We start from the raw sequence: 23,938 nt of genomic DNA on the forward strand, positions 1-23,938 counted from the left end.
CTCGTTGAACGTACGGCCGCACTCCCTCGGCCTGGTCGTCGCCCCCGCCGGGTCCGGCAAGACCACCCTGCTCGCCCAGTACGCGGCGAGCGTGGCCGGGCCGGTGGGCTGGTTGCGTACCGTGCCGTCGGACGTGGACCCGGCCCTGCTGTCGTGCCGGATGGACGCGGCGCTGCCCGACGGCGCCGGCGGGCTGCTGGTCGTTGACGACCTGCATCTGATCGAGGGTTCACCGGGGGAATCCGTGCTGCTGGACCGGGCGCTCGCCCTGACCCGGGCGGGAGTCCGGGTGCTGATCGGCACCCGCCGCGCCCCGTCGCTGATCCTGGCCCGCCACGAGTTCTCCGACAGCGTCATCATCGACGCCGAGGAGCTGCGCTTTCGCACCTGGGAGGTCGAACGGCTCCTGCGGGACGTCTACCGGGAGCCGCTGCCCGCAGACGACGTGGCGGCCCTGGCCCGGCGACTCGGGGGATGGGCAGCCGGCCTCCAGCTCTACTACCTCTCCACCCGTGGTCAACCGCTGCCCGACCGGCGACGCGCCGTGGCCTCGCTGGCCATGCGTTCGGCGCTGTCCCGGGACTATCTCACCCGTACGGTGTTGGCGGAGCTGGCTCCGTCCCTGCGCCGGTTCCTCGTTCGCACCTGCGTGTTCGAGGTCCTCACCGCCGAGCGGTGCGATCGGCTGCTGGGCGGCGGCGACGGGCAGGCCGCGCTGGAGGAGTTGGAACGCCGGCAGGCCTTTACCGTCTCCCACGACGGTGGCCGCTCCTTCGCGTACCACGAGGTGCTGCGCGCCCACCTGACCACGGCGTTGGTCGAAGAGCTGGGGGAAACCGAGGCCCGGGCCTGGCACGCCCGCGCCGGGCGGCTGCTCGCCGAGGAGGGTGCGGCGTTGGAAGCGGCCCGGTGCTTCGCCCGGGCCCAGTTGTGGCCGGAGGTGCACCGGCTGCTCGACGCCGCCGGCAGCGCCGTCGCCGTGCGGGGCCTCGACCCGTGGTCCGACCTGCTGCCGGCCTGGTTCATCGCCGAGGACCCGTGGCTGGTGCTGGCCGACGCCCAGCACCGGATCAACGAGGGTCAGTTGGCGGCGGCGGTGCCCCTGCTACGCCGCGCCGAGGCGATGTTCGGCGGAGGTCCGGGCGCCGCCCGCTGCCGGTCGCTGCGCGCCGACGTGACGGCCTGGCTGCCGGACGGCCCGCACTGGCGCGGGCACTGGTCCGGCTGGCTGCGCACCGCAACTCGCCGGCACCCGATGGTCGTGGTCGGCGAGGCGGAACGGCTGACCGGCGCTGAGGATCGCCTGGTCCGTGCGGGCGCGCTGCTGCTGGCCGGCCACGCCGCCGAGGCGCTGCGCGTCCTGGACGGGGCGGGTCCCGTCGATGCCGGCCTGGTCGGCCTCGCCGGCCAGCTGCTCCGCGCCGCCGTCGCGTTGGCTGGCGGGGATCCGCAGGCGTCCGCCGCCGTCGCCGCCGTCGGCCTGGCGGCCGACCACGCGGGCCTGCCATGGCTGGCCCGGCTCGCCCGGGCGGTGCCCGCCCTGGCCGGGGCGGAGGCCGACCTCAAGGAGGCGGCCGCCGTCGTGGAGGAGTGCGACCGGTTGGGAGATCGGTGGGGGGCCCTGCTCGCGGCCGGCTGCGCCGCGCTGGCCCGCTCGATGCGCGGTGGGCCGGAGATGGCGGAGGCGAGCCAACTACTCGACCGGGCCCGCGAGGTGGACAGCGGGGTGCTCGCCGCCTGGGCACAGTCGCTGCTCGCCCTGGCCGCCGTGCGCGCCCGGCTGCCGGACGCCGAGGTCGAGGTCCGCCGGGCGGAGGGCACCGCCCGGGGGGCCGGGGTGCCGGGGGCGCGCGTGCTCGCCCTGGCCGCGGGCGTGCCCGCCGGACCCGGTCGGGCGGTCGCACTCTCCGCCGTGCACTCCGCCGCCGAGCAGGCCGGGCTGCCCCGGGCGGCGGTGGCCGCCTGGCTCACCCCGGAGGCCCGGCCGTCGCCCGCCACGCCGGACACGGCCGCGCTGACCGTACGCTGTTTCGGCAGCTTCCGGGTCTGCCTGCACGGCGAGCCGCTGAACTGGTCTCCGCTGCGTCCCCGGGCCCGGGCGGTGGCCCGGATCCTCGCCATGCACGCCGGCCGCGCCGTGCACCGCGACCGCCTTCTCGACGCGCTCTGGCCGGACACCGACCCGGCGACGGCCACCCGCACCCTGCATGTCGCCCTGTCCAGTCTGCGTCGGTTCCTCGACACCCACCTGCCCGCCGGCGACGGGGAGACGCTGCTGCATCGCGACGGGGACGCGTACCTGCTGGCCCTCCCGGCGTACGCGTGGTGTGACGTCACCGAGTTCCGGCGGGCGTTGGAACGGGCGTCCCGGCGTGGGCCCACCCGCGACCCGGGTGCGCTGGACGACCTGCGGGTGGCGGTGGCCGCGTACACCGGTGAGCTGCTGCCGGAGGACGGCCCGGCGGAGTGGGTGGTGGCCGAGCGGGAGACCCTGCGCCGGCAGGCGGCGGACGCGGCGGCCCGGCTCGCCGAGGCCGCCCTGCGCGGGGACGACGGCGGGGCCGCCGCCGTGCGTGGGGCCGGCTCGGTCGAGCCGGCGGTGGCGATGGCGGCCCGCTGCGTCGAGATAGACCCCTGCCACGACGTCGGTTGGCGCCTGCTGATCGCCGCGCACGATCGGGCGGGCAATGTCGCCGCCGCCGAACACGCCCGCCGCCGGTACGCCGACGTGCTCGTCTCCCTCGGGCTGGACCCGTCCCTGGTCGCGGGATTCCCGCCGTCCGCTCCGATCAGCGTCGACCGAAGAATTCCGCTTCCCCGATCGCGACCGACGGGATCAACCCAGGCCCGTACGTCGAGCGGACCACCAGCCTGATCCGCGTCACGTTCGACGCCGCCACGTCGAAGTGCTGTTCCCCCGGCTCGTCGCGCAGCTCGATGTCCGTCTTCTGCTGTTTTCCGGCGGCGTCGACGGTGATGACGGTCAGCCCGCGGGGCCGCCCGGCGGCGAGGAACGCCTGTCGCCGCGGGCTGACGCCGGGGGTGATCACCACGGTGAGCAGCCGTACGGGCTCGCTGAACCGGCCCTCCACCCAGGCGCCGGCGGCGACCCCGTTCGGCGCCCAGTAACGGTTGGTCGCCCCGTCGGTGAGCCGGGCCGCGCTGCCGCCGGGCGCCTCCGACGACGCGGTCACCGCTGCCGGGACCAGCGGCACCGGGTCCTGAGTGCGGTCGCGTACCGCCTCCACCACCCGCCGTGCCAGGGGCGGCCCGATGACGGCCAGCACCGCGACCAGGCAGAGCGCGAGCACGATCAGCAGGGTCCGGCGGGTCGCCCGGGCTGCGGGGCGGTCGTCCCGCAGCGAACGCCGGCGGGACGCCCGGCGGCGGAGCCGGTCCCACCAGCGTTGCCACCAGGTACGCCGCGGCGCGGGCCCGGCCGGGGCGGCCAGTTCGGCCCCGCACGAGCGGCAGAAGCGCCGGCCCGGGGCGTTGTCCACACCGCAGGACGGGCAGGCCGGCCGGGGCTGCGACGGGTGGGGCGGGGCGACCGGGTCCACCGGCTCCGGTTCGTCGGACGGCAGCCCGTGCCGGTCGGGCCGTCCAGGCTGCCGAGGGGCAGGCTGGACACCCCCGCCGGCCCGGTCGGTCGCCACGGAGCCGTCGGTGGGCTGGCGGGGCGACACGTCCGGGGCGGGCCGGCCGGTGGTCGCCGCCGCGCTGGCCGGAACACCGGCGCCGACGGCCGGCGGGTGGGGGTCGCTGTCGGCCTCGGGCTCCGCCGGCCGGTCGGTGGCCCGCCCGGTCTCGGCCTCCCCACCGTCGGTCCGGCCGTCGTCGGGTTGTCCCGCGGTGGCCCCGCCGGTCCGTGGGCGGCCGTCGAGCGCGCCCGTCCCTGGGCGGCCGTCGGCTGATCCCGTCCCTGGGCGTTCGCCGGCGTCGGCGGGCCGCCCGGTCGACGTCTCGGCCTCCGCATCCCAGTGCAGGAACTCGCCGCAGGCACCGCAGAACTGGTCGCCGTCGCCGTTGGTCGCACCGCACTCCGCGCAGAGAATCATGGCTGCGTCTCCAGGGTCACCCGAACGTGGGCCGGCACGGCGGACGCCAGGACCTGGCGTACCAGCATCTCGTCGACCTCCCCGCGGATCCGCACCCGGACCTCCGGCGCCTCGTCGGGCGGTGGCGTGCCGGTCGGTGTCGTCGAGCAGGTAACCGCGCCGCTGTCGACGACCTCCACCTGCGTACCGGTGGCGACCCGCAGCGCCAGCGCGACGCCACGGGCCGTACCGCGCCAACGGTGCACCTCCACGGCGTGCCGAACGAGGTCCCGGCGTACGTCCAGCGGCCGGTCCCCGTCCCCGGGAGCGGCCACCCAGCCGGCCAGCCAGTCCACGAAGTCCGGTGGGGCGAGCCCCAGGTCGAAGTAGGCGTCGAGGCAGTCGAGCGTCAGCAGGATCGGTGCCAGCACCTCGTCCAGGCCGGCGGTGAACCGCTGTGCGAAGTCGTCCTCCAGGTACACCGCCGGCAGTTGCTGCCCGATCGGGTGCGGGCTGACCAGCCCCGGTACGGAACCCCGCATGATCCCCTCCTGACCTCGGTGACCCGGCCGCTCACCCGGTTACCCGCACCTGGTGGCCGTACGAGAAGGCGAGCGCGTTGACGCCGAGCTCGAGCCGTTGTACGGCCTCACCGCGTTCCCCGGTGGTCGGGTCGGCCCCGAACAGCCGGACGTCCTCCACCAGGTCGACCCCGTCGACGCGCTGGAGCACCGCGTACAACTCACCCGACTGGACCGGCCGGCCGAACGGCCACCCGGCGCCGTCCGGCCCACCCCGCACCGGGTCCAGGTAGTCGTAGAGGGCCCGCAGCGCCCGACGGCGCAGGTCGGCGGTGGACGCGGAGGCCCGGGGCCGGGCCCGGACCTGGGCGACCACCGTCACCCCCTGGTAGAACGGCGGCTCCACCAGCACCCGGGCACCGACGCAGCGGCGCGCGTCGAGGAAGGACCGGATCCGCTCCAGGGTTTCCTCCCGGGGCCGCAGCGCGGCGAACCGGGCCGCGTCGTCGTCGGCGTCCCGGTGTTCACCCAGCGCGGGCACGACCAGCACCCGCACCGCGGTCGAGTCGCCGCCGGCGGGCACGCAGCGTACCCGCAGCACCTCGGGCGCGGCCTGGCGGGACAACTGCTCGTAGTCCTCCGCGGTGACCGCCCGTTCCCGGGTCCGCAGGGTCAGCGGCCCCCGCACCGACGTCTCGGCCAGTGACTCGCCGTCGACCCCACCGGTGGCCGCCGCCCGGTTGGTCACCGTGGACACGAACGGCACCGGGTCGCGCAGCACGCTCAACGCGCGGGCGGCGACATTGCCCCGCCGGCCCCCGCCCGTCCGGTACGCCGGGATCCGGATCACCGCTCCCTTCGGCGGCACCGCCCCGTACCGGCGTACCGTGCCGTCGGGCTGCCGCACGGCCGGCCCGAAGGCGATCTCCCCGCTCGCCCGGTCCACGCACACGTGCCGGTCCTCGGGCCCGGAGTCGGCGAAGCTGGACACCTCCCGCCAGGTCTGCCACCCCTCGGTCGTGCCCACCTCCACCTCGACCGCGCCGTCGGCCGCCACGATCGGCGCCCGCTGCACCGTGAACCGCTGGCCGGGCACCCCCTCGGACGCGCCGAGGCTCTCCCCGGCGATCAGCTCCGCGTGGCAGGCCGCCACGGTCCCGCCGATGGTGGCCGCCTCGGCCCGACCCAACCGCGGTGGGGCGTGGAAGTACGGCTGACCAGCGGCGGGCTCCCGCAGCCGGCAGCGCAGCCAGCCGGCACGCTGGCGCGCCACCACCGACGCGGCGTGTCCGGCCGGCACGTGCAGCACCACCTCGCCGGCCCGGTTCAGCGCGCCGGTGCTGTCCCGCTCCACCGGGCACGCCACCCAGCCGTCATCGGTCCACGCCTCCCAGACCAGCGGCGGGTTCGTCGGGTCCACCCCGCGTCCGGCGACCGCCCAGTCCATGGTGAGCAGCACCGCGCAGCCGGGCACCGGAACGTCGAGTCCGAACAGCACGGCGTCGCCGGCCACCGGCGGGTCGGCGAACGCCGGCACCCGGTCCGCGCCGCCCAGGTCGCCCGTCCGGTCCGTCGGCTGGCCGCCGGCCGGTACGGTCACCACGCGGACCAATCGGCACGGCGGCACGGTCAGCTCGTGCAGCGTCTCGAACGTCACCGGCTCGACGTGCTCGGCCCGGACGGTCGCCACGTGTGTTCCGGCGGGGACCACGACCGGCGCGTCGCGCGGCGCGGAGAGCCAGAACGTCACGTCCGTCGAGGCCACCGCCGGCGGGAACGGCGTGATGCCGAGCAGGTCGAGGAACTTCACGTAGTGCCGGTCCGGCACCCGGTTGAGCCGGTACAGCAGCTGGTCGACCATGTACGCGAACGTCTCGATCAGGGTCACCCCCGGGTCGGAGACGTTGTGGTCCGTCCACTCCGGGCAGCGCCGCTGCACCAGGCGTTTCGCGTCGTCCACCAGGTCCTGGAACCGGCGGTCGTCGAGGTGGGGCGCGGGCAGGGCCATCACGGGGCTCCGGGGTCGTGCGCGGGGATGACGTAGAACGGGAAGACCAGGTTGCGAGGGTCGTTGTCCTGGCGAAGCCGATAGCGGATGTCGATGTGCAGCGTCCCGCTGGCGACGTCGGCGAAGTCGACCAGCACGTCGTCCAGCTCGATGCGCGGCTCCCACCGTTCCAGCGCCAGCCGCACCTGGTAGGCGATCTGGCCGGCGGTGGACGGGTCGGCGGGCGCGAACGCCAGCTCGTGGATGGCGCACCCGAACTCGGGCCGGCCCGGCCGCTCACCCGGGGCGGTACCGAGGATCAGCCGGATGCTCTCCACCACCTCGCGGTCCCCGCGCACCAGGGCGATCCCGCCGGTCGGCCCGGTACGCAGCGGGAACGCCCAGCCGGTGCCGACGAAGTCCGTGGCCATCCGGGTCACCCGCCGATCAGCACGGTCGGGCAGCCGGCGACGATCGGCGCGCCGCAGCCGGCCAGGTCGCCGACGCGGGCGGCCGGCTGGCCGCCGATGAGCACCGTGGGGCATCCGGGCGGCAGCAGGGGAGACGGCGGGTGCGGCGGGGTGCCCGGGAAGGCGCACGCGTGCATGGCGCCCACGGTCGCGGCGGGCTGCTCGCCGATGAGGACGGTGGGTACGCCGGGGCCGCCGACCGTCCCCGGATGGGCGGTGGGGTCGCCGACGCGAGCGGCTGGTGGCACGGCACTCTCCCTTCGGTAGCTCTGACGGCTGTTCAGTTGATGCGCACCACGGCACCGCGCACCGTGACCGGGCCGCCGGCGGTCAGCTCCGCACCGCCCTGGCCGTTGACCTTCACGGTCGCGCCCTCCACGGTCGCGCCGGCGCTGCCGCGTACGCTCACCCGGCCCTGCCCCTCGATCCCCACGTCACCCTTCGCGGTGACCGTGACCTTCTGCCCGGCCAGTTCCAGCGGCCCCGACCCGGCGTCCAGGCTGATCCCGTTCTGGGCCCGAACGCTCACCTTGCCGTCGCTGACGATCTCGATCTGCCGGCCGGTGCGGTCCAGCCGTACGGTGAACTTCCGGTCCCCCGTGGCCAGCAGCACGCCGTCCGGGCCGCTGCCGGCCTCCAGCAGCTCCAGCCGGTGGCCGGTGCGGGAGACCAGCGCCCGGGCCGCGACCCGGCCGCTGCTGCCGTCCACCGGGTCGGTGTCCAGTTTCGGCGGCGCGTCAGTGCCGTTGTGCAGGCCGCCGAGGACGTACGCGGCGTCCAGGTTGCCGTCGGTGAACCCGACCAGCACCTCGTCACCCACCTCCGGCAGCAGCACAGCACCCCGGTCCGCGCCCGCACCGGGCTGCACGACCCGCGCCCAGCCGGTGGTGTAGGTCTCGTCCAGCCACGGCAGGGTGAGCCGGACCCGGCCGAGCTTCTTGGGGTCCTTCACGTCGCTGACTACCGCCGGGACCAGCCCGTGGCCGGCCCGCTCGGCCCCGGTCGGGCCGGCGGTCAGCCCGTACAGCGACCGGTCCGAGCGGCCGGAAACGGTGAACGCCGTGGTGTAGCCGGCCTGCTCGCTGAACACGTGCCGGGTGCTGGTCAGCACGTACCGGCCCTGGAACGGCTCGCCGATGTTCGCCAGCGCGACCGGCGTGCCCGCACGCAGCTGGGCGTTGCCCTTCGCCACCCCCTCGATCTCCGCGCACCCGCCGCCCAGGTCGCCGGCGAGCGCGCCGGCCACCACCCGGACCGCGGCGTCCGTGCCCAGGGTCGGGTCGGCCACCAGGTACGGCGGGCTGCCCAGCTTCTTTCCCAGCTCGGCCGGATCCACGCCGATGCCCTCGGCGCCCGGCACCTTCGGGGTCGCGGTCGCGTTGACCGCCCGTTTGTTGGCCGGGTCCCAGCCCCGCGCACTCACCGTAGGCACCTGAGCGGTGGCGGTGACGCCGGCGCGCAGCGCTATTAGGTTCCGGTTCAACTCCAGCACCAGCGGGTCCTGGGTGGCCCGCGCCGACGGGTCCGGCGCGCCGGCGGGCGGCTCCGGCATCCGCAGGTGCAGCTCCCCGTCGAGCACGGTCACCTGCGCGCCGACCAGCTCCGCGAGCCGGTGCAGGAACGTCCAGTCGCTGACATTGTCCTGGCTGACCTGCGCCTCCGGCTCGCCCCCGATGCCGGTCACCGGGTCGATCCGGCCCGCCTTGAGCCCGGCCCGCTGGGCCACCTTCCGCACGATGTCGGGCACGCTCATCCCCGGGTACGCGGCTACCCGCCGGCCGCGAAGCAGCCGGTGGGCCAGATCGAGGCCGCGGACCTCGGTGAACGTGCCGGTGGCGTCCAGCTCGCACTCCAGAGCGGTGACCTCGCCGGTGAGCAGCAGCGCGGGGCCGCCCGGGTCGGAGGTCTGCACGCTCAGCCGCACCGGGACGCCGATGGCGAACCCGCCCTTGGCCAGCACGGTCCGGTCCGGGTCCCGGTACCGCAGCACGAACCGGTCGGGCAGGTTACGGCTGTCGTCCACCGCCGCGTACGTCAGCAGCGACGCGATCTCCGCGGGCAGCGGGCTGCCACCCACCTCCACCAGGAGGGCGTTGGCGAACTGTTCATTGGCCACGGGCACCGTCCGGCACGGTCAGCTCCTCGGGGGCGGGCACCAACAGCGCGGTGCCGGGGCGCAACCGCATCGGGTCGTCGATGTCGTTGGCCTCGGCGATCTGCCGCCACAGCCCGGCCCGCCCGTACGCCTGGTAGGCCACCGAGTGCAGGGTGTCTCCGGCGACGACGACGTGGATGTCCCGGGCGGCCAGCGCCCCGGAGGTCGGGTTCTGCCCGGGTTGCTCCCCGGAGATCTCCTCCAGGGTTACCGTGCACAGCGCCCGCACGGGCGTGCCGCCCGGGGTGAACAGGGTGTACTTGGCGCTGACGCTGGCCACGAAGGACGGGAAGCCGACCATGCCGCCCCAGTGGAACACCACCCACGGCGGTGACCCCTTCTTCTGCTGTCGGCTGGCGTCGGTCGGCACACAGCAGGCGAACAGCTCCTCGACCCGCTTCACCACCGAGCTGTCCATCGTGTCGGTGGCGTCGAAGAACATCTCCAGGGTCAGTTTGCACGGGTCCGAGCCGGTGAACTCCGGCACGCCGCTCTTCTTCGCGTTGCGCTGCGCGTCCCGCTTCCACTTGGCGGTCTTCGTCAGCGCCAGCTCCTTCGGGTTGAACTGGAACGGGATTCGGCCCAGCTGCGGGCCCGGGGAGGCGGTGCCTCCGTTGCGCGGCGGTTCGTGCAGTTGCAGGTACGCGTGCGTCAGCTGCGGCGGGGCACCGCCGCCCCGACCGGCGGGGCTGCCCGCGGCCGTGAAGGTGACCGGGGAGGCACTCACGGCGCCGCCTCGCTTCGCTTGAGGCTGATGGTCCGCTCGCTCACCGCGTCACCCCCCGGTCCCGGGCCCGAAGAAGCCGTGGTGGGCCAGTTCCAGGGTTTCCACGGCCACCTTCGGGCTGTCCGGGCTGAGTTGTGGCCCGGTCCAGCGCACCGGGATGACGTCGAGCAGGCCCCAACGGGCGATCACCGTGCCCTCCAGGGTGCGCGCCTCGATGGTGGCGGTCTTGCGGGTGATCCCGTTGGCCATGCCGGAGAACCACCGCATCAGCTTGCCGCTGTCCGCCGTGATCGGGCGGGAGAGCTTGACGTTGGAGAACTTCATCCGGGTGGGCAGCTGCCAGACGTGCCCGTTGTTGCCGCCCTCCTCCCGCTGCTCGACGACCACCTCGCAGCCCAGTCCGTCGCAGGTGTTGAACGCGCCGAGATCCTGATCGTCGATCTTCACGACGAAGGCGATCGCGACGGCGACCTCGTCCTTGGCCATCCATACCTCCTGGTCGGTCGGCGCTGGTTCCTGCTGCGTTCCCGCCCGTGTCCGCTCCTTGGTCTCAGCCCGGCCCGCCGAGCACCCCGTGCCGTTCCCGGTCGAGGCGCAGCTCGGTCTTCAACCGGCGTAGCAGCGGGTCGTACAGCTTCTTCAGCAGTTCCTCCGGCTCCGGCCCGCCGGCTGGCGGGCCGCCCGGTGCCGCCGGTTGACCGGCCGCCGCCGGCCGGCCGTCGGACGGTGGGGTCGCGGCCGGGCCCGGCGCGTCGGCCGGCGGAGGTACGTCGGCTGGTGGCGGTGCCTCGGCTGGTGGCGGCGTGTCGTCCGGCTCGGCCCGCTGCACGATCGGGGCGGGTGGATTCCGGCCCGGCGCGGTCGCCGCCGGCATCGGCCCGCCACCGAGGTACGCCATCGGCGGGCTGTCGCCTCCCGAGCCCGTCCCACCGGGTGGTAAGGGGGGCGGCGAACCGGGAAGCGTGCCCACCCATCGCTGGACCGCCGGCCCGGTGCCGGTAGGCGCTCCGGAGTGGACGGCCGCCGGGGCGCTGGGCAGGTCGGGCACGTCCGCGACGAGGCTCGACGGTGACGGCTGCGGGTCGGATACGGGGAGCGACGCGGCGGCAGCGGGTACGGGTTCCTCGTCGCGCCGCCAGGTCACCCGCTGCACGCTCGGGCGGGCCGGCGCGGGCGCGGCGGGCACGTCCCCGGTGAGCAGCCGTACCGGGCGGTCGCCGACCAGCCGTGCCACCACCAGGGGCGGGGGAGCGGGAGTCACGTCCGGTCGTCCGCCGCCAGCCGTGTCGTCCCCGGCGTCCGGCGTGTCGCCGTACCCACCGGCCGGGCCGACTCGGGCGTCCGGCGTGTCGCCGTACCCACCGGCCGGGCCGACTCGGGCGTCCGGCGCGTCGCCGTACCCACCGGCCGGGGCGGCCGGCGAGCCTGCCGCCGGCGGGTGCGTGGCCGCCGGCGCCGCCAAGCGGGACACCACCGGCAGGTCGGAGCCCCGTGCCCCGGCCTCGCGGTCGCCGGTCGGGTCCGCCGCTCGGCCGCCCCGGACCGGGGTCTCGGCCGGTCCTCCGTCAACGGCGGATGGCACCGGGGCGGGTGGCTGAGCGAGCAGCGGCGCCACACGTGCCTCGCCGGGATGCCCGTCGTCCGGCGGCACGAACGTCTGCACGGGCGGTCCGCCCGTATCCGATCCTGCCGGGTCGCCGCCCGACGCCGCGCCGTCGCCGGCCTGCGCGGTGCCGTCCTGGAATGCCCGGCCCGTTGCGGTGCCGGCGACCGGCAGGTCACCGACCGGCGTGGCGGGGGCAGCATCGGGTTCGGTGCCGTCGTGGCGCCACCCAGGGTCGACGGCGGTTGTGGGCGCGTCGGCGGCGAGGCGGGAGACTGGGACCTCGCCGACCAGACCGGCCTGGTCGCTCACCGTCGTCGTGCCCTCCACCGGGCCGTCGCCCACGCCGCCCTGCCCACCCGCAGCGGCTGCGGGGGCGGCAGCTGCCTCGCTCGCTCCGGTCGGGGGCCGGTGGGCCGGGGCCGGAGCATCGGCTCCCGCCGGGGAACGTTGGACCGGCGCGGCGTCCCGCACGCCGGTGAGGTCATGGGCCACCGACGCCACAGCCTCGGGCGGCGGGAGCAGCGGGGACATGATCGGTTCGCCCAGGCCGAGCCGGCGGGGCGGCCTCGGGGCGCCTGCCGGAACCCGCTGTACGGGCAGGTCGGGCACCGACTGAGGGGAGCCGGATGCCACCGGCCCGGGGGCCTCCGCCGACCCCGACGGTTCGGGTGGTGCCACGTCCGGGCCGCGCTGCTCGGCCGAGATCGGCTCCGTCGCCGGGATGTCCTGTCCGAGGGTCGGCGCCTGCGGCGCGTCGACGGGAGCGGACCGGTCAGTGTCGACGGCCCGCTGGGGCATGGCGGCCGGCGGTTCAACCGTGGGCAGATGCAGCGCCACCGCGGGCGGGGGCGCCGTCAGCAGGCGGCTGACCGCCACCGGCTCCAGCGGCACCGGTTGGCCGACCGGCATCGGCTCCGTTGCCATCGGTTGGTCGGCCGTCACCAGCTCTACCGGCATCGGCTGGCTGACCGGGACCGGATCCACCGGCACGGACCGGACCGGGAGCGGCGCGGCCGGCGGGTCCGGCACCGCCGGATGCCGCTGTGCCGTGGCACCGGAGACCTGCCGTCGGTCCGGGGCGGGGGAGGGGACCTGCCGTCGGTCCGAGGTCGGGCCGGAGGGCTGCCAGCGGTCCGGGGTCGGGTCGGATAGCTGCCGTTGCAGGGAGGGCGTGGCCCGGCCGGTGTCCGCCACCGGCGTCGCGAGCGGCAGCGGCGCGGGATCGTCGCCGTGCGGCCGGCCGGTGGGCTCGAGGTCCGCCCGTGTCGGCTCGCTCACCGGCGCGGCCGCGCCGTGCAGCACGCCCGCCGGTTCGGCCGCTCCGACGAGATGGCCGAGGGGAGCCAGGTACGACGGGTCGCGCCAGGCGGCCAGTGAAGCGGTGAACGCCTCGGGCAGGTTCAGCCGCGGCTCATCGGGGGTGATTCGCTGGATCGGCGGCAGACCCAGCCAGGCGGGCGGCTCGCCGCGGCCACGTGCCGGGGCGTCGGCCGGTGCGCTCCCCGCCACCGCGTCGCCGGTCGGCGTGGCTGCCACCGGAGCGCCAGCGGTCTCGCTGGTGTCCGAGGCGGGCGCGTCCGCGGTGGACCGCTGCACGGTCCGCTGCGATCGCCGGCGCCACGGCCACATCGGGTCACCGTCCCTGACTGATCCGGGTGTTGATGCTCGCGATCTCGGCCACGTACCGCAGCCGCTCGCCGTGTTCGAGGTCGAGGATCTCGTCCAGCGACCAGTGGAAGTGGTAGGCGACGTACGCGACCTCGGCGTAGATGCGGTCGGCCGCGTACGTCACGATTCCCCCAGGCGCCCACCGGCGAGGTCGACCGCGAATCGGTGCTGACACTCCGGGCACACCACACTCGCGCGGGTGTGCCCCTCGCTGTTGATCCGCCGGTACATGTCCTGCAGGAACGCCAGGTCGGAGGCGAACAGGTCCTCCACCACGCCGGGGTGCACGTCCACCACCGTGCCGATCCGGGTGATCACCCGGCTGAGCAGTACGACGGTGAGGTACGGCGGGTTCTCCCGTACCCGGTCGTCGCGCAGCGGCACCAACTCGTCCCGCGCGGTCGCCAGCCGCATCACCCCGTCCCGGTGCACCGTGCCGGAACCGTCCACGTAGCCGCGGGGCAGCTCGAACGGGAACTCCGTGCGCAGCGTCTCGCGTCGCGGGGCGACGGCGGGCGGCTCGGCCAACTCGGGACCGGGCGGCGGGACGAGCGACGACGTACGGCGCATGGGGCTACTCGACCTCCATCGACTCGTACGTCACCACGAGCTTTTCGGTGAGCACGCTGGTGTCGCCGGCCTTGAGTGAGCTGATCTCCAGGCTCTTCGCCCACGCGTTGGTGAGCTTGTATCGCTTGATCGGCATGCCCTCGTAGTCGAATACGATGATCGCGCCGCCCTTGCGGGCGTCGCCCATCTTGCCGAAGCGGCAGTCCTTGATCCACCGCTCGAAGCTGTTGTCCGCGGTCAGGCCCCGGGTCAACGTGACCTCGCCGGCCTTCGGCGCGCCGGGCGCCTTACGGACCACGAACTTGCCGTCGGCGGTGTTCGACTTGTACTCGATGACGTCCTGCTCCATCTTGAGGCCGGTGACCTCGGTGATCTGGCGGATGACGATGCTGTCCACCTCCAGCCCGAACGAGTGGCCGACGGCGGAGTCGAAATCGGGGAGCGGCACGACTGCCTCCTGACGCTACGGGGACTACTCGTTGACCAGGCTGGTGCCGCCGGAGATCTGCGCCAGCTGGAAGATCACGAACTCGGCGGGCTTCACCGGTGCGACGCCGATCTGGCAGATCACCTGGCCGGCGTCGATGCTCTCGGCCGGGTTGGTCTCGCGGTCGCACTTGACGAAGAACGCCTCGTCGGGGGTGAGGCCGAACAGCGCGCCCCGCCGCCATTCGTTGATCAGGAACGCGCTGATGGTGCGGCGGATGCGGGCCCAGAGCATGTCGTCATTGGGTTCGAAGACGACCCACTGGGTGCCGTTGAGGATCGACTCCTCCAGGTAGTTGAACAGCCGCCGCACGTTCAGGTAGCGCCAGGCCGGGTCGGACGACAGGGTGCGGGCGCCCCAGACCAGGATGCCGCGGCCGGGGAAGGCACGGATGCAGTTGATGCCGAGCGGGTTGAGCAGCTCCTGCTCCGCGCGGGTCAGCTGGGTCTCCAACGCGACCGCGCCCCGGATCGGCTCGTTGGCGGGTGCCTTGTGCACGCCCCGCGCGCCGTCGCTGCGCGCCCATACGCCGGCGATGTGGCCCGACGGCGGCATGAACCGGTTGGTGCCGGTCACCGGGTCGAACACCTTGATCCAGGGGTAGTAGAGAGTGGCGTACTTCGAGTCGTGACCGGCCTGGTCGGTGCGCCACTCCTTGACCTGCTGCGCCGACAGGCCTGGCGGTGGGTCCAGGATGGCCATCCGGTCGCCCATCAGCTCACAGTGGGCGATCATCGCCGACTGCACGGCCTTCACCGACTCCAGGTCGATCGCGCCGCGCTGGTACGCCCCCATCAGGTCGGGCACCGCGACCATGGTCACCTCGTCGACGGCCTCCAGACCGCCGAACCCGGTACGCTCCGCCGCGTCGCCCACGTACTCGTCCGCCGACACGGTCTCCGGCGCGCCGACCGCGGGCGGCTCGGAGGTGAGCGCCACCTCGCCACCGGACGGGCGGGCCAGTTGGCCGGTCGGCGCCGCCTCCTCGATCGTGATCAGCTTCGACCGCTCGCGGACCACGGTCACCACGTTGTCCTTGCCGCGCTTGGTGGTCACCGACTCGAAGGTCTCGACCACCTGGCCGCCGCGCTTGACCACCAGGTTGAACCGGTCCTCGCCGGCACCCTCCGGCGGGTCGGCGACCTCGACCGTGACGTCCTCCGGGGTGCCCTCGGGCAGCGCGCGGGCGACCACCCGGTACGTGCCGAGGACCGCGGCTGGCGCGGGCGCGGCCGGCAACGCCTCCTCGCTGGCCCGGTCGCCGCCGACCCGGACGATGTACGCGGCCCCGCCGCCCTGCATGAAGTACCCGTAAACGGCGTGGCCCAGGTAGCAGTCCGGGGCGAACTCGCCGAAGATTTGCGAGTACTGGCTCCAGTTGGTCACCAGGGTCGGGGTGTTGAACGGCCCCTGCGCGGCGAAGCCGACGAACGCGGCGACCGCCGTGCCGACGCCCTCGATCGGGCGGGAGCCGGACTCCACTTCCTCGACGTACACGCCCGGCGCCAGGTAGTTGGGCATCACGCCTCCTCGTCCCTCAGTCAGGGTCGAGTCGAGCGTCCCGCGTACGGGCCAGCGTCTACACGTCCGCTGGGCCGCTTGATCGGGAAAATTCGTTTGCACGTTCGGGCATCCGACTGCGGCTCCCGGCGATTCATCGATGATCTGGATGAACGGCTGAGATATCTTGAGCAAGCTCATAGATGTCGATCATCTTGAGGGGTGGCAGATGGCGGAGATAAATCTGGTTCCTCGGGACAGGACGACATTTGAGGATTTCTCGCGGTTTGCGCGGGACCGCGGCTGGCAGCTAGATCAGAGATCTGTTCGAGCCGCGCGCGGGGAGGAGTCGCCGGAGTTTCTGTGGCGGACCGACAACGGCAGCACGGTCAGACTGATCCAGAGCGCCCCCCTCGACCTTTCCTACGTGGTCGTGGCGGGAGACGAGCGCGACCGGCTGGCGGATGAGGTACGGGAGCGGTTTCCCGCCTTCTCCTGGCCCGAGATTATTGAGCGGTTGTCCGAGGCTCGTTCCGACGAGGAGCGGATAGCGGCCTTCCGTCTTGTTGCTGCCACCGAGAGCGCCGACTACGACCCGACCGTCTACGGTGCCGTCCGCACGGGCCTTGATGATTCGGACCCGCTTGTGCTGCTGGCAGCTCTGGGTGCTGCCTTCTATCTCCGGTGGCGACAGTTCGAGCCCTTGGTGCGGCGCGTTAGCGAGTCGCCGCAAGTGAGTGAGAACGTCAGGGTGACGGCGGGTAACCTGCTCGGGCTCACCCTGTGGGATCGCGGGCACGAGGGGTCCTAGTCGGTGTAGCGCTTCTCCGCCGTTTTCTTCGCGTCCTCGATCGCCTGGGACAGATTCAGCTGCTTGCGTCCGATCTGGCGGGCCAGCTCCGGGTCGCTCGCAACGAGCTTCTTCTTGTCCTTGTCGGACATCGGCATGACGGACAGTTGTACCCCTCGACCGGCCAGCTTGGCCAGAGCGCTCTTCGCCTCGGAGCTGTCCGTCCCCTCGGAGTGGTAGAGGGATAGGGCAGAGACCTTGGTCTTCATCGTCCAGCTCTTGTCCCTGGCGAAGTCGGTCATGCTCAGGATGGAATCCGCGCAGGGCAGGCACGGGCTCCTCGTTATGTGAAGCGCCAACCAGCAGATCGGGTCGTACTGCAGGGCTTCCTTGAACTCCTGCGCCTGTGGGAGGGATCCCCAATTGCCCTTGAGTCGCTCCAGTACGGCGACCTCGGCATGCGCACCCTTTTCCGAGATGCTCTCCTTTTCGATCTTTCCCTTCTTCACCCAGGTCCCGAGCGTTCGGCGCGGCACCAACTCACGGCTGCCGTCCTCGTTGGTAAGCCAGAACCTGTCGCCGCTCCGGAGCACTGCGCTCTGCAGCGTGGCGAGCTTGTTCAGTCGAGCAGGCCAGGACAGGTTGGCTTGTGCCCGTGTCGCGATATTCTTGTCGAGTGCCACGTCAACCGGTATCCGGAAGGGTTGCTGGGGTTGGAAGTGGTCTTGTTCGTTGGCTCGGGGGTCCTTGCTAAGATCGCAATCTACCTCCACGACCTTGGTCTTGGCACTCGCCCGAACGAAGAACCCGAACCTGGATGCGTTGGGGTCGGAACTGACGACGTGCAGCTCCTTGAGGCCCTGGCTGCGCCACTTGTTCCAGACGGTCGCGGTCGCGTCCTTGATGTGGCGAGGGCTTGCCTTCGCGCCGAGGTGGCCACGAAGGTCCGCCGCGACTCCCGCCCGGACCCGCGCGCTGCGCTCCGTCTGCGCTTCGTCGCGTCCCCGGCGGCCGCCCGCCCGGTTCCGTAGGCTGGTGGACTTTGCCTTCAACTTCGCCCACAGTTTCTTGCCGAGTCCGACGATCTTGCCGACGACCCAGTCGACGGCCTTCATGACCGGCTTGGCCAGGGCCTTGAAGAACTTTTGGACTTTCTGGGCGAGCCCGCCGATGCCGAGTACCGCGGCGAGGACCCCGATCAGCACCGGCACGGACCGGGCGAGGGCCTTCTCGACCAGGGCCGGCACCCCACCCGGCCCGCCGCCCGCGATCGCGATGATGGCATCGAGGACCGAGTTGACGAACTCGATGATCTGGGCCCCTTGCGTCACGATGAACGTGACGAAGTCGATGATCATCTTGACCGCGCGGATGAATGCCGAGGCGGGGTTGAGCAGGCTGATGATCCAGGTGATGCCAGCCATCAGGATGGTCGGGATCAGGTATTCGCTGATCTTGGAGAACAGGTTGGCTTTCAGGTCGCCGACCTTCTCCTTGATCTCTTCCCACATGCCGCCGAGGCCTTGCGCCTGGACCTTCTGCACCACGGGCACGGACTGCTCGACCGCGCCCATGGCCTGCTCGGGCACGCCCCGCTTGACGATCCGCCCACGGATGGCCGCCCAGGTCAGCCCGAGCAGCGAGCCGATCATCATGACGATGCCGCGCAGGTCGAACTTCGCCGGCAGTTCCAGCCCGGCCCCGGCCATCGCCCCGGTGAGCCAGCCGACGAGGCCCTTCTTCAGGTGCTCGCCGATGTTCGCCATGAACGCCCGAAGGCCGGCGCCGACCGCAGAGACCAGCTTGCCGAGGAAGCCGATCGGGTCCTTGATGATCGCCATGACCGCGTGGGCGGCCTTGGCCAGGACACCCATCAGCATGTCCTTGAGCTGCATGATGGTCTTGATGACCCCGGCGACGGCGTCGACGGCCTTGGCGACCAGGCCCTTGTTCTTCTCCTTCTCGGCGGCGATCTCCTCGTCGACCGATTTGAGTGCCTCGTTGTACTTCGACGCGAGGGTTTGCACCAGCTCGGTGCCCTTGTTGTTGACCTGCTCGGTGAGCTCGTCGAACTTCCCGGAGAACTCGCCCGCCGCCTCCTTGCCGATCGCCTGCAGGTCGGCGGGGAGCTTCTTCACTTCCGCCTGCAACTCGTTACGGCCGGTGGCGATGCGCTGCTTCGCCCGGCCCAGTTCCGCGCCGATGGTGTCGGCGACACCGGAGATGACCTGCTGCATCCGGTCGACGTAGCCCTTGCGGGCCGTGACGAAGATCTGGTTGGCCTCCTCCGGCAGGCCGGCGAACTTGTCCTTGAGCCACCGGCCCTTGCCCAGCAGCCCCGAGTAGCGCTTGTCCTTGTACTCGTCCATCCGCCGCTTGTGTTCGGCGGTGAACGCGTCTCGCGCCGCTTTCTCGCCCGCGCTGAACTGGTCGTCGACCTTCTTGTCCAGTCCGGACAGGATGCCCTCGACGTCCTTCTTCGTCGCGTCGAAGACCTTCTGCAGGATCGCGGTGACCTTGGCACGCTTGGCCTCGTCGGCGGACTTCGCCTCCTCCTTGCCCGCCCCGACCTGGGCGCCCGCCTTCTTGCGGTCGGCGGTGAGGGCGGTCATCGCCGCCGCACCCGCCTGACCGGCCGCCGCCTTCGCCCCGGCCAGTGTCTGCGCCTCGGCGGCGCGCACCTGACCGGGCGCGGTGGCTGCGTGCTGCTCGGCGGCGTTCTTCTCCTTCAACGCCCCGGTGAACTCCGGCTCGTTGGACTTGGCCAGCTGCTCCTCGGTGACCTGCGCCTCGGCCATCTGCTGGTCGACCTGCTTCGGCCCACCCGAGAGGTCCGTCGCCGCCGGCGGGGCTTTGTCCGGCACGGCCTTCGCCGGATCCGGCGTGCCCGGCGTGCCCGGGGTGGCCGGTGGCTTGTCCGCCACCAGCGGGGTGACCGGCTTGTCGACCGCCTTCGACGTGTCCGGCGGCGCCTTGGTGGTCGTCTCGATCGCGTTCGCCGACGCCTTCTTGCCGTCGGTGACCTGGCCCTGGACCTGCCCCTTGACCGCATCCGCCTTGCCCGAGTCGCCGAACTTGTCGGCCTCGTCGAGGTTCTTCGGCGCCTGCGCCGCGATCGCCTCGTTCACCGCCCGGATGAACGCGGCCTTGTCGAACTCGCCCGGCTTGGCGGCGTTCATCTTCTCCGCGTTCGCCGCCTTGCCCTGCGCCTCCTTGTCGTCCTGCGGCGGCTTGGCGGCGCCCTGCGCCTTCGCCGCCTCCGACTTCGCGGGCGGATGGGCGGCCAGCAACTTCTGCTTGCCCCGCACATCCGCCTTCAACGCCGCGAACTTCGGATCCGCCTGCGGCCCAGGCCGGTGCACCGGACCCGCATCGGTCGCTAGCCGCTGCACCGGCACCTCGACCGTCGGGGCACCACCCGCACCGGCCAGGGTGCCGGTCGTCGGTCCCGCTCCAGCCGGCGACCGCTGCGCCGGTGGCGAAGCCGTACCCGACGAACCGGTCCGCCGGCTCCCTGCCGGTGCCGAGCGGCTCGGCTTGGCCGGCCTGGCCGAGGCCGTACGACGCTGGGCCATCAGGGCGGATACCGCGCGGTTACCGGCGGCGGACTGCAACCGCTGTGCTGCCGCCGGGCTCATCGGCCGGGCCGGCGACGCTCGCTGAGGCTCGACTGCGGGTTCGGCGAGAGTCGGTGGGTCACTCGCGGCCCGCTGCGACACCGGCAGGGCAGGACGGCGTACGGCATCCCGGCGCCCGTCGCGCTCCTCGGCCGGTGCCTTCACTCGACCCCCCGACTCCCGGCCCTTCGGCCGCGATCGAAATCCGGGTACGCCTACTCCGCGGACTCCTCCTCTTCCTCGCCGGCCTCCTGCCGCTGGACGTACGTCTGTGCCGACTCGTCCTCCTCGGACATCTCTTCCTCGCGCTGCACGGTCGGATGGTCATGACCGTCGTGGTCGACGGCGCGTTGGACCGCTGGTGCCGAGGTGGGCGACGCCGGCGCGGACATCAGCCGGTCGGCGTTGGCGACGGCCTCCCGCTCGAACCGGTCGGACGGGTCGCTGACCTTGACCCCGCCGCCGTTGTCGGTGCCGTCCACCGGGCCGCTGCGCTGCTGCACCACGTGGGTCAGCTCGTGGGCGAGCATGTGTTGGCCCGTCGGCGAGGCCGGGTCGTAGCTGTCGCGCTGGAAGACGATGTTCGACCCGACCGTGTACGCCTGCGCGTTCACCGACTTTGCCGACTCGTGCGCCGCTCCGTCGGTGTGCACCCGGACGTCGGAGAAGTCCTGCCCGCCGAAGCGGGTCTCCATGTCGGTGCGGACGTCGGCCGGCAGCGGGGACCCACCGCCGGAGTTGACCACGTCGTGTACGGGGGAGCGGTCCTCGGCCGGCTCGACCAGCTCGCCGACGGCCTGGTTGCCGACCGCCCGTTGCAGGCCGAGGAGCCCGGACGCGCCGAGCACGTCGGGCCGTCCGGCGGTGGCGGCCTGATACATCAGCGCGTCGCTGTCCCGGTCGACCGGGCCGAGCCGGTCGCCGGCGGGTCGTACCGATGCCTCCGAGTCGAACTCACGGTGTCCGCGCATGGTCTACCCCCTCACACCGGGCCTGTATCGACCGTCCACCCCGGGCAGGGGAGCGGGCCAGCCCTGCCCGGCCGACGCGGGGGCACCGCCGCCTGCCCGAAAGGGCAATCAGCCGACCGCCAGCGGCAGCCAGGGACCGAACTCGCTCTCCAGGGTCAGCCGGCCGAGTTTGCGGTACTCCCGGCCGACCGCGCCGACCAGCTCCGCCATCCCCACCGGCCGGCCTGCCCCGGCGGCCAGATAGCCGGCGGTCACCGCGGCGGAGCGGATGTGCCCGCCGGCCAACTCGAAGGCGCCGGCCAGGAAGTCCAGGTCCACGTCGGTGCCGCGGGGCACCCGGTCGCCGAGACACCGGTCCCACAGCGCCCGCCGGGCCGCCTCGTCGGGCACGGGGAAGTCCACCACCACGTCGAGTCGCCGGGTGAACGCCTCGTCCAGGTTGGCCCGCAGGTTCGTGGCCAGCACCGCCAGCCCGTCGAAGGTCTCCATCCGCTGGAGCAGGTAGGCACTCTCGATGTTGGCGTACCGGTCGTGCGCGTCGCGTACCTCGGAGCGCTTACCGAAGATCGCGTCCGCCTCGTCGAAGAGCAGCACCCCGTTCACCCCGGCCGCCTCGCCGAAGATTCGCTCCAGGTTCTTCTCCGTCTCCCCGACGTACTTGTCCACCACGGTCGCCAGGTTGACCGTGTACAGGTCCAGCCCGAGGCTGCCGGCCACCACCTCGGCGGACATCGTCTTGCCGGTGCCCGAGTCACCGGCGAACAGCGCCGTCACCCCGTGCCCGCGCCCACCACCGGGGCGCATCCCCCACTCGCGCAGCACCCGGTCCCGGTGCCGGGCCCGCCCGGCCAGCTCACGCAGCAGGGACAACGTCGGTGCCGGCAACACCAGGTCGTCCCAACCGACCTCCGGCACGATCCGCCGGGCCAGCCGCTCCAGGCCCGCCGCGTTCTGGGTACGCGCACCCGCCCGTAGGTGCGCCTCGCCGACCCGATCGCCGGACGCGGCGGCGAGCTGCGCGGCCACCGCGGCGGCCCGCCGGATCGCCGGTGCGCCCAGTACGAACTGCGCGGTGGCGGCGGCCGGGTCGACCCCGTCGGCGAGCCGGTCGGGCAGAGCCGATCGCCACACGGCCGCCCGCTCGTCGGCGGTCAGCGGCGCGACGTCCACCTGCAGCGGCGCCAGTGCGGACCACGTGGGATCCCACGGCTGCGTCCCGTACGCCAGCACCGGTACCGGCCCGGCGGTCAGCCGGGACCAGACGGCCCACGGCTCATCGCCGTGCACCGGCCCGACCACCAGGCCGGCCCCGGTGAGCAACGCCTCCCGTAGCAGCAGGGTGGCCAGCTCCGCCGGCTGTGCCTCGGCCGCCAGTCGGGGCAGGTCCACGGCGAGGGCGCCACGCCCGGCCCGGTCGAGCGCGGCCGCCGCCAGCGCGCAGGCGCTGCCGCCGGGGCTCTCCCGCAGGTACGCCAGACGGACCCCGGCCCGATCCAGCGCGCGACCGAGCGGTTCCGCGTCGGGCGGGGACGGCGCGGTCGGGGCGACCGGTTCGGCGAGGCCGATCAGCAGCGACTCGGGCGCCTCCGTGCCGAGCAGCCAGCCGCCGACCCGGTCGGGCACCCACAGACCGCGGCTGAGTACCGGCCGGTCGGGGGAGTCCACCCGCAGCAGCGCCAGGTCGACCAGCGGCGCTCCGGCGGTGAGCCGGAGCCGGGCCGACGCGGCCGCCTCGGGCAGCCCGCAGAGCCGCAGCGCCAGGCCGATCGAGGGGCGGCGGCGGGTGACGTCGTCGTTGAGGTACCCGTAGAACTGCTCGAACCGGCTGTCCACGTCGGGGGCGAGGGCCACCAGCAGTAGCGCCTCGTCCAACGGGGTCAGCCCGGCCGCGGCGGCCAGCGCGGCCAGCCGGTCGTCGGATCGCGTCCCCGACCGTCCGTCGGCCCACCGGGCGGCGGAGGCGTCGGGCGTGCCGGTGGCGTCGGTCGTCGTGGCCGCCGGAGCATCGACGGGATCGGCGGGCCACGGCTCGAACGGCTCGCGAGCGGCGGCGAGGGCCGCGTCGACCGCCTCGTCGGAGAGGTAGAGCCCCCGGAACGGGTCATCCGGTTGCGGGTCGCTCTCCCGGCGGTGTGCCACCGCCGCGCGTACCGCCAGTTCCACCCGCTGCAGACGGCGCAGCAGCACCAGCGCCTCCCCGACCACCGCTCAGCCTCCGGTACGCGCCGGACGGTGCCGGACCCGGTCGTGTCCGCCGCCGGTCCGGTCGGCGACCTCGGCGACCACGCCCTCGCGGGCCGGCGGTCCGACCGGCACCTCGCGGCCACTGTCGACCGGGGCGCTGACCACCAGGTCCAGCGATGGTTTCAACTCGCCGCCCAGCGCTGTCCAGACGTCGGCGAAGGCCCGATCCTCCGGGGGCGGCAGCGCCACCGTCATCGGCACCGGCATGCCGATCGCGGCCACCGAGCCGGCCAGCACGGCCGGCGGCAGCGCGTCGAGGCGCAGGAAGCACAGCAGCAGCGAGGAGAGCAGCCGATGCTCGTCCTCCGGCCGCTGCGTCCACGCGGTGACCAGGTAGGAAAGCTTCACGTAGCGGGGCGGGGCGACCCGTCGGGTCACCTGCCCCTGCTCGTCGTACTCGTTGATCAGCCCGCGTGAGCGGCGGCGCAGGTCCTCTCGGATGTCGTAGAGGTAGATGTTGACCGTGGGCGCGTTACGGCGGGCCGCCCACTCCTTCGTCGGCGCCTCCAACACGATGTCCACGCTGGAACTCGGCAGCGCCTCCTCGCGGACCAGGCGGCGCAGCGCGTCGTCGATCTCATGAATCAC

19 protein-coding genes are annotated in these 23,938 nt (G+C 73.3%); 2 read left to right on the forward strand and 17 right to left on the reverse strand.

All coding sequences use genetic code 11. From position 1 onward, the window contains the following. Positions 1 to 4: 4 nt before the first annotated feature. Positions 5 to 2,875, forward strand: a complete 2,871-nt coding sequence (locus GA0070604_RS14715) for an AfsR/SARP family transcriptional regulator (RefSeq protein ID WP_141721296.1) — start codon at positions 5 to 7, stop codon at positions 2,873 to 2,875. Here GA0070604_RS14715 and GA0070604_RS14720 read toward each other — a convergent pair. The 13 genes from GA0070604_RS14720 to GA0070604_RS14780 all read right to left on the reverse strand — a co-directional run bounded on the left by GA0070604_RS14720 (position 2,790) and on the right by GA0070604_RS14780 (position 15,749). Next, the gene (locus GA0070604_RS14720) at positions 2,790 to 4,058 is read right to left on the reverse strand and encodes an NADase-type glycan-binding domain-containing protein (protein WP_091118461.1); all 1,269 of its coding nucleotides are present in this window, start codon (positions 4,056 to 4,058) and stop codon (positions 2,790 to 2,792) included. The two genes, GA0070604_RS14715 and GA0070604_RS14720, sit on opposite strands and share 86 nt — an antisense overlap. Further along, the gene (locus GA0070604_RS14725) at positions 4,055 to 4,579 is read right to left on the reverse strand and encodes a phage tail protein (protein ID WP_167363472.1); all 525 of its coding nucleotides are present in this window, start codon (positions 4,577 to 4,579) and stop codon (positions 4,055 to 4,057) included. The genes GA0070604_RS14720 and GA0070604_RS14725 overlap by 4 nt, the downstream gene beginning before the upstream one ends. 31 nt (positions 4,580 to 4,610) lie before the next feature. Next, positions 4,611 to 6,566 carry a putative baseplate assembly protein gene (locus GA0070604_RS14730; protein ID WP_091118463.1) on the reverse strand — a complete coding sequence of 652 codons (1,956 nt, stop codon included), beginning with the start codon at positions 6,564 to 6,566 and terminating at the stop codon, positions 4,611 to 4,613. Continuing rightward, positions 6,566 to 6,976, reverse strand: coding sequence for a GPW/gp25 family protein (locus GA0070604_RS14735; protein WP_091127132.1), 411 nt, complete (start codon positions 6,974 to 6,976; stop codon positions 6,566 to 6,568). The genes GA0070604_RS14730 and GA0070604_RS14735 overlap by 1 nt, the downstream gene beginning before the upstream one ends. Positions 6,977 to 6,981: 5 nt before the next feature. After that, on the reverse strand, positions 6,982 to 7,263 hold the full coding sequence (locus GA0070604_RS14740; RefSeq protein ID WP_091118464.1) for a PAAR domain-containing protein: 282 nt from the start codon (positions 7,261 to 7,263) through the stop codon (positions 6,982 to 6,984). 32 nt (positions 7,264 to 7,295) lie between these two features. Beyond that, a complete protein-coding gene (locus tag GA0070604_RS14745; protein WP_244161903.1) occupies positions 7,296 to 9,137 on the reverse strand; it encodes a VgrG-related protein in 1,842 nt (613 codons plus the stop codon). Continuing rightward, positions 9,121 to 9,897 carry a CIS tube protein gene (locus GA0070604_RS14750; protein WP_091118465.1) on the reverse strand — a complete coding sequence of 259 codons (777 nt, stop codon included), beginning with the start codon at positions 9,895 to 9,897 and terminating at the stop codon, positions 9,121 to 9,123. The genes GA0070604_RS14745 and GA0070604_RS14750 overlap by 17 nt, the downstream gene beginning before the upstream one ends. Positions 9,898 to 9,945: 48 nt before the next feature. Further along, a complete protein-coding gene (locus tag GA0070604_RS14755; RefSeq protein ID WP_091118466.1) occupies positions 9,946 to 10,383 on the reverse strand; it encodes a phage tail protein in 438 nt (145 codons plus the stop codon). Between the two features lie 64 nt (positions 10,384 to 10,447). Beyond that, positions 10,448 to 13,099: a hypothetical protein gene (locus GA0070604_RS14760; protein ID WP_141721297.1), complete on the reverse strand. Its 2,652-nt coding sequence runs from the start codon at positions 13,097 to 13,099 to the stop codon at positions 10,448 to 10,450. A gap of 37 nt (positions 13,100 to 13,136) precedes the next feature. Further along, positions 13,137 to 13,295 (reverse strand): DUF6760 family protein, encoded by a 159-nt coding sequence (locus tag GA0070604_RS14765; RefSeq protein WP_091118468.1) that lies wholly within the window; start codon positions 13,293 to 13,295, stop codon positions 13,137 to 13,139. Then, on the reverse strand, positions 13,292 to 13,741 hold the full coding sequence (locus tag GA0070604_RS14770; RefSeq protein ID WP_091118469.1) for a hypothetical protein: 450 nt from the start codon (positions 13,739 to 13,741) through the stop codon (positions 13,292 to 13,294). The genes GA0070604_RS14765 and GA0070604_RS14770 overlap by 4 nt, the downstream gene beginning before the upstream one ends. Positions 13,742 to 13,745: 4 nt before the next feature. After that, positions 13,746 to 14,189 (reverse strand): phage tail protein, encoded by a 444-nt coding sequence (locus GA0070604_RS14775; protein ID WP_091118470.1) that lies wholly within the window; start codon positions 14,187 to 14,189, stop codon positions 13,746 to 13,748. 24 nt (positions 14,190 to 14,213) lie between these two features. Then, positions 14,214 to 15,749 (reverse strand): phage tail sheath family protein, encoded by a 1,536-nt coding sequence (locus tag GA0070604_RS14780; protein WP_091118471.1) that lies wholly within the window; start codon positions 15,747 to 15,749, stop codon positions 14,214 to 14,216. 166 nt (positions 15,750 to 15,915) lie between these two features. On the opposite strand from GA0070604_RS14780, the gene GA0070604_RS14785 reads away from it, so the two are divergent. Next, positions 15,916 to 16,539 carry a hypothetical protein gene (locus tag GA0070604_RS14785; protein ID WP_091118472.1) on the forward strand — a complete coding sequence of 208 codons (624 nt, stop codon included), beginning with the start codon at positions 15,916 to 15,918 and terminating at the stop codon, positions 16,537 to 16,539. On the opposite strand, the gene GA0070604_RS14790 is transcribed toward GA0070604_RS14785, so the two are convergent. The 4 genes from GA0070604_RS14790 to GA0070604_RS14810 form a co-directional block, all read right to left on the reverse strand. Then, a complete protein-coding gene (locus GA0070604_RS14790) occupies positions 16,536 to 19,916 on the reverse strand; it encodes a hypothetical protein (RefSeq protein WP_167363473.1) in 3,381 nt (1,126 codons plus the stop codon). The two genes, GA0070604_RS14785 and GA0070604_RS14790, sit on opposite strands and share 4 nt — an antisense overlap. 434 nt (positions 19,917 to 20,350) lie before the next feature. Beyond that, positions 20,351 to 21,106: an eCIS core domain-containing protein gene (locus GA0070604_RS14800; RefSeq protein ID WP_091118475.1), complete on the reverse strand. Its 756-nt coding sequence runs from the start codon at positions 21,104 to 21,106 to the stop codon at positions 20,351 to 20,353. Between the two features lie 108 nt (positions 21,107 to 21,214). Then, positions 21,215 to 23,311: an ATP-binding protein gene (locus GA0070604_RS14805; RefSeq protein ID WP_244161904.1), complete on the reverse strand. Its 2,097-nt coding sequence runs from the start codon at positions 23,309 to 23,311 to the stop codon at positions 21,215 to 21,217. A gap of 3 nt (positions 23,312 to 23,314) precedes the next feature. Next, positions 23,315 to 23,938 (reverse strand): Pvc16 family protein, encoded by a 624-nt coding sequence (locus tag GA0070604_RS14810; RefSeq protein ID WP_091118476.1) that lies wholly within the window; start codon positions 23,936 to 23,938, stop codon positions 23,315 to 23,317.

This window comes from Micromonospora eburnea, assembly GCF_900090225.1.
Classification (GTDB): Bacteria; Actinomycetota; Actinomycetes; order Mycobacteriales; family Micromonosporaceae; genus Micromonospora; species Micromonospora eburnea.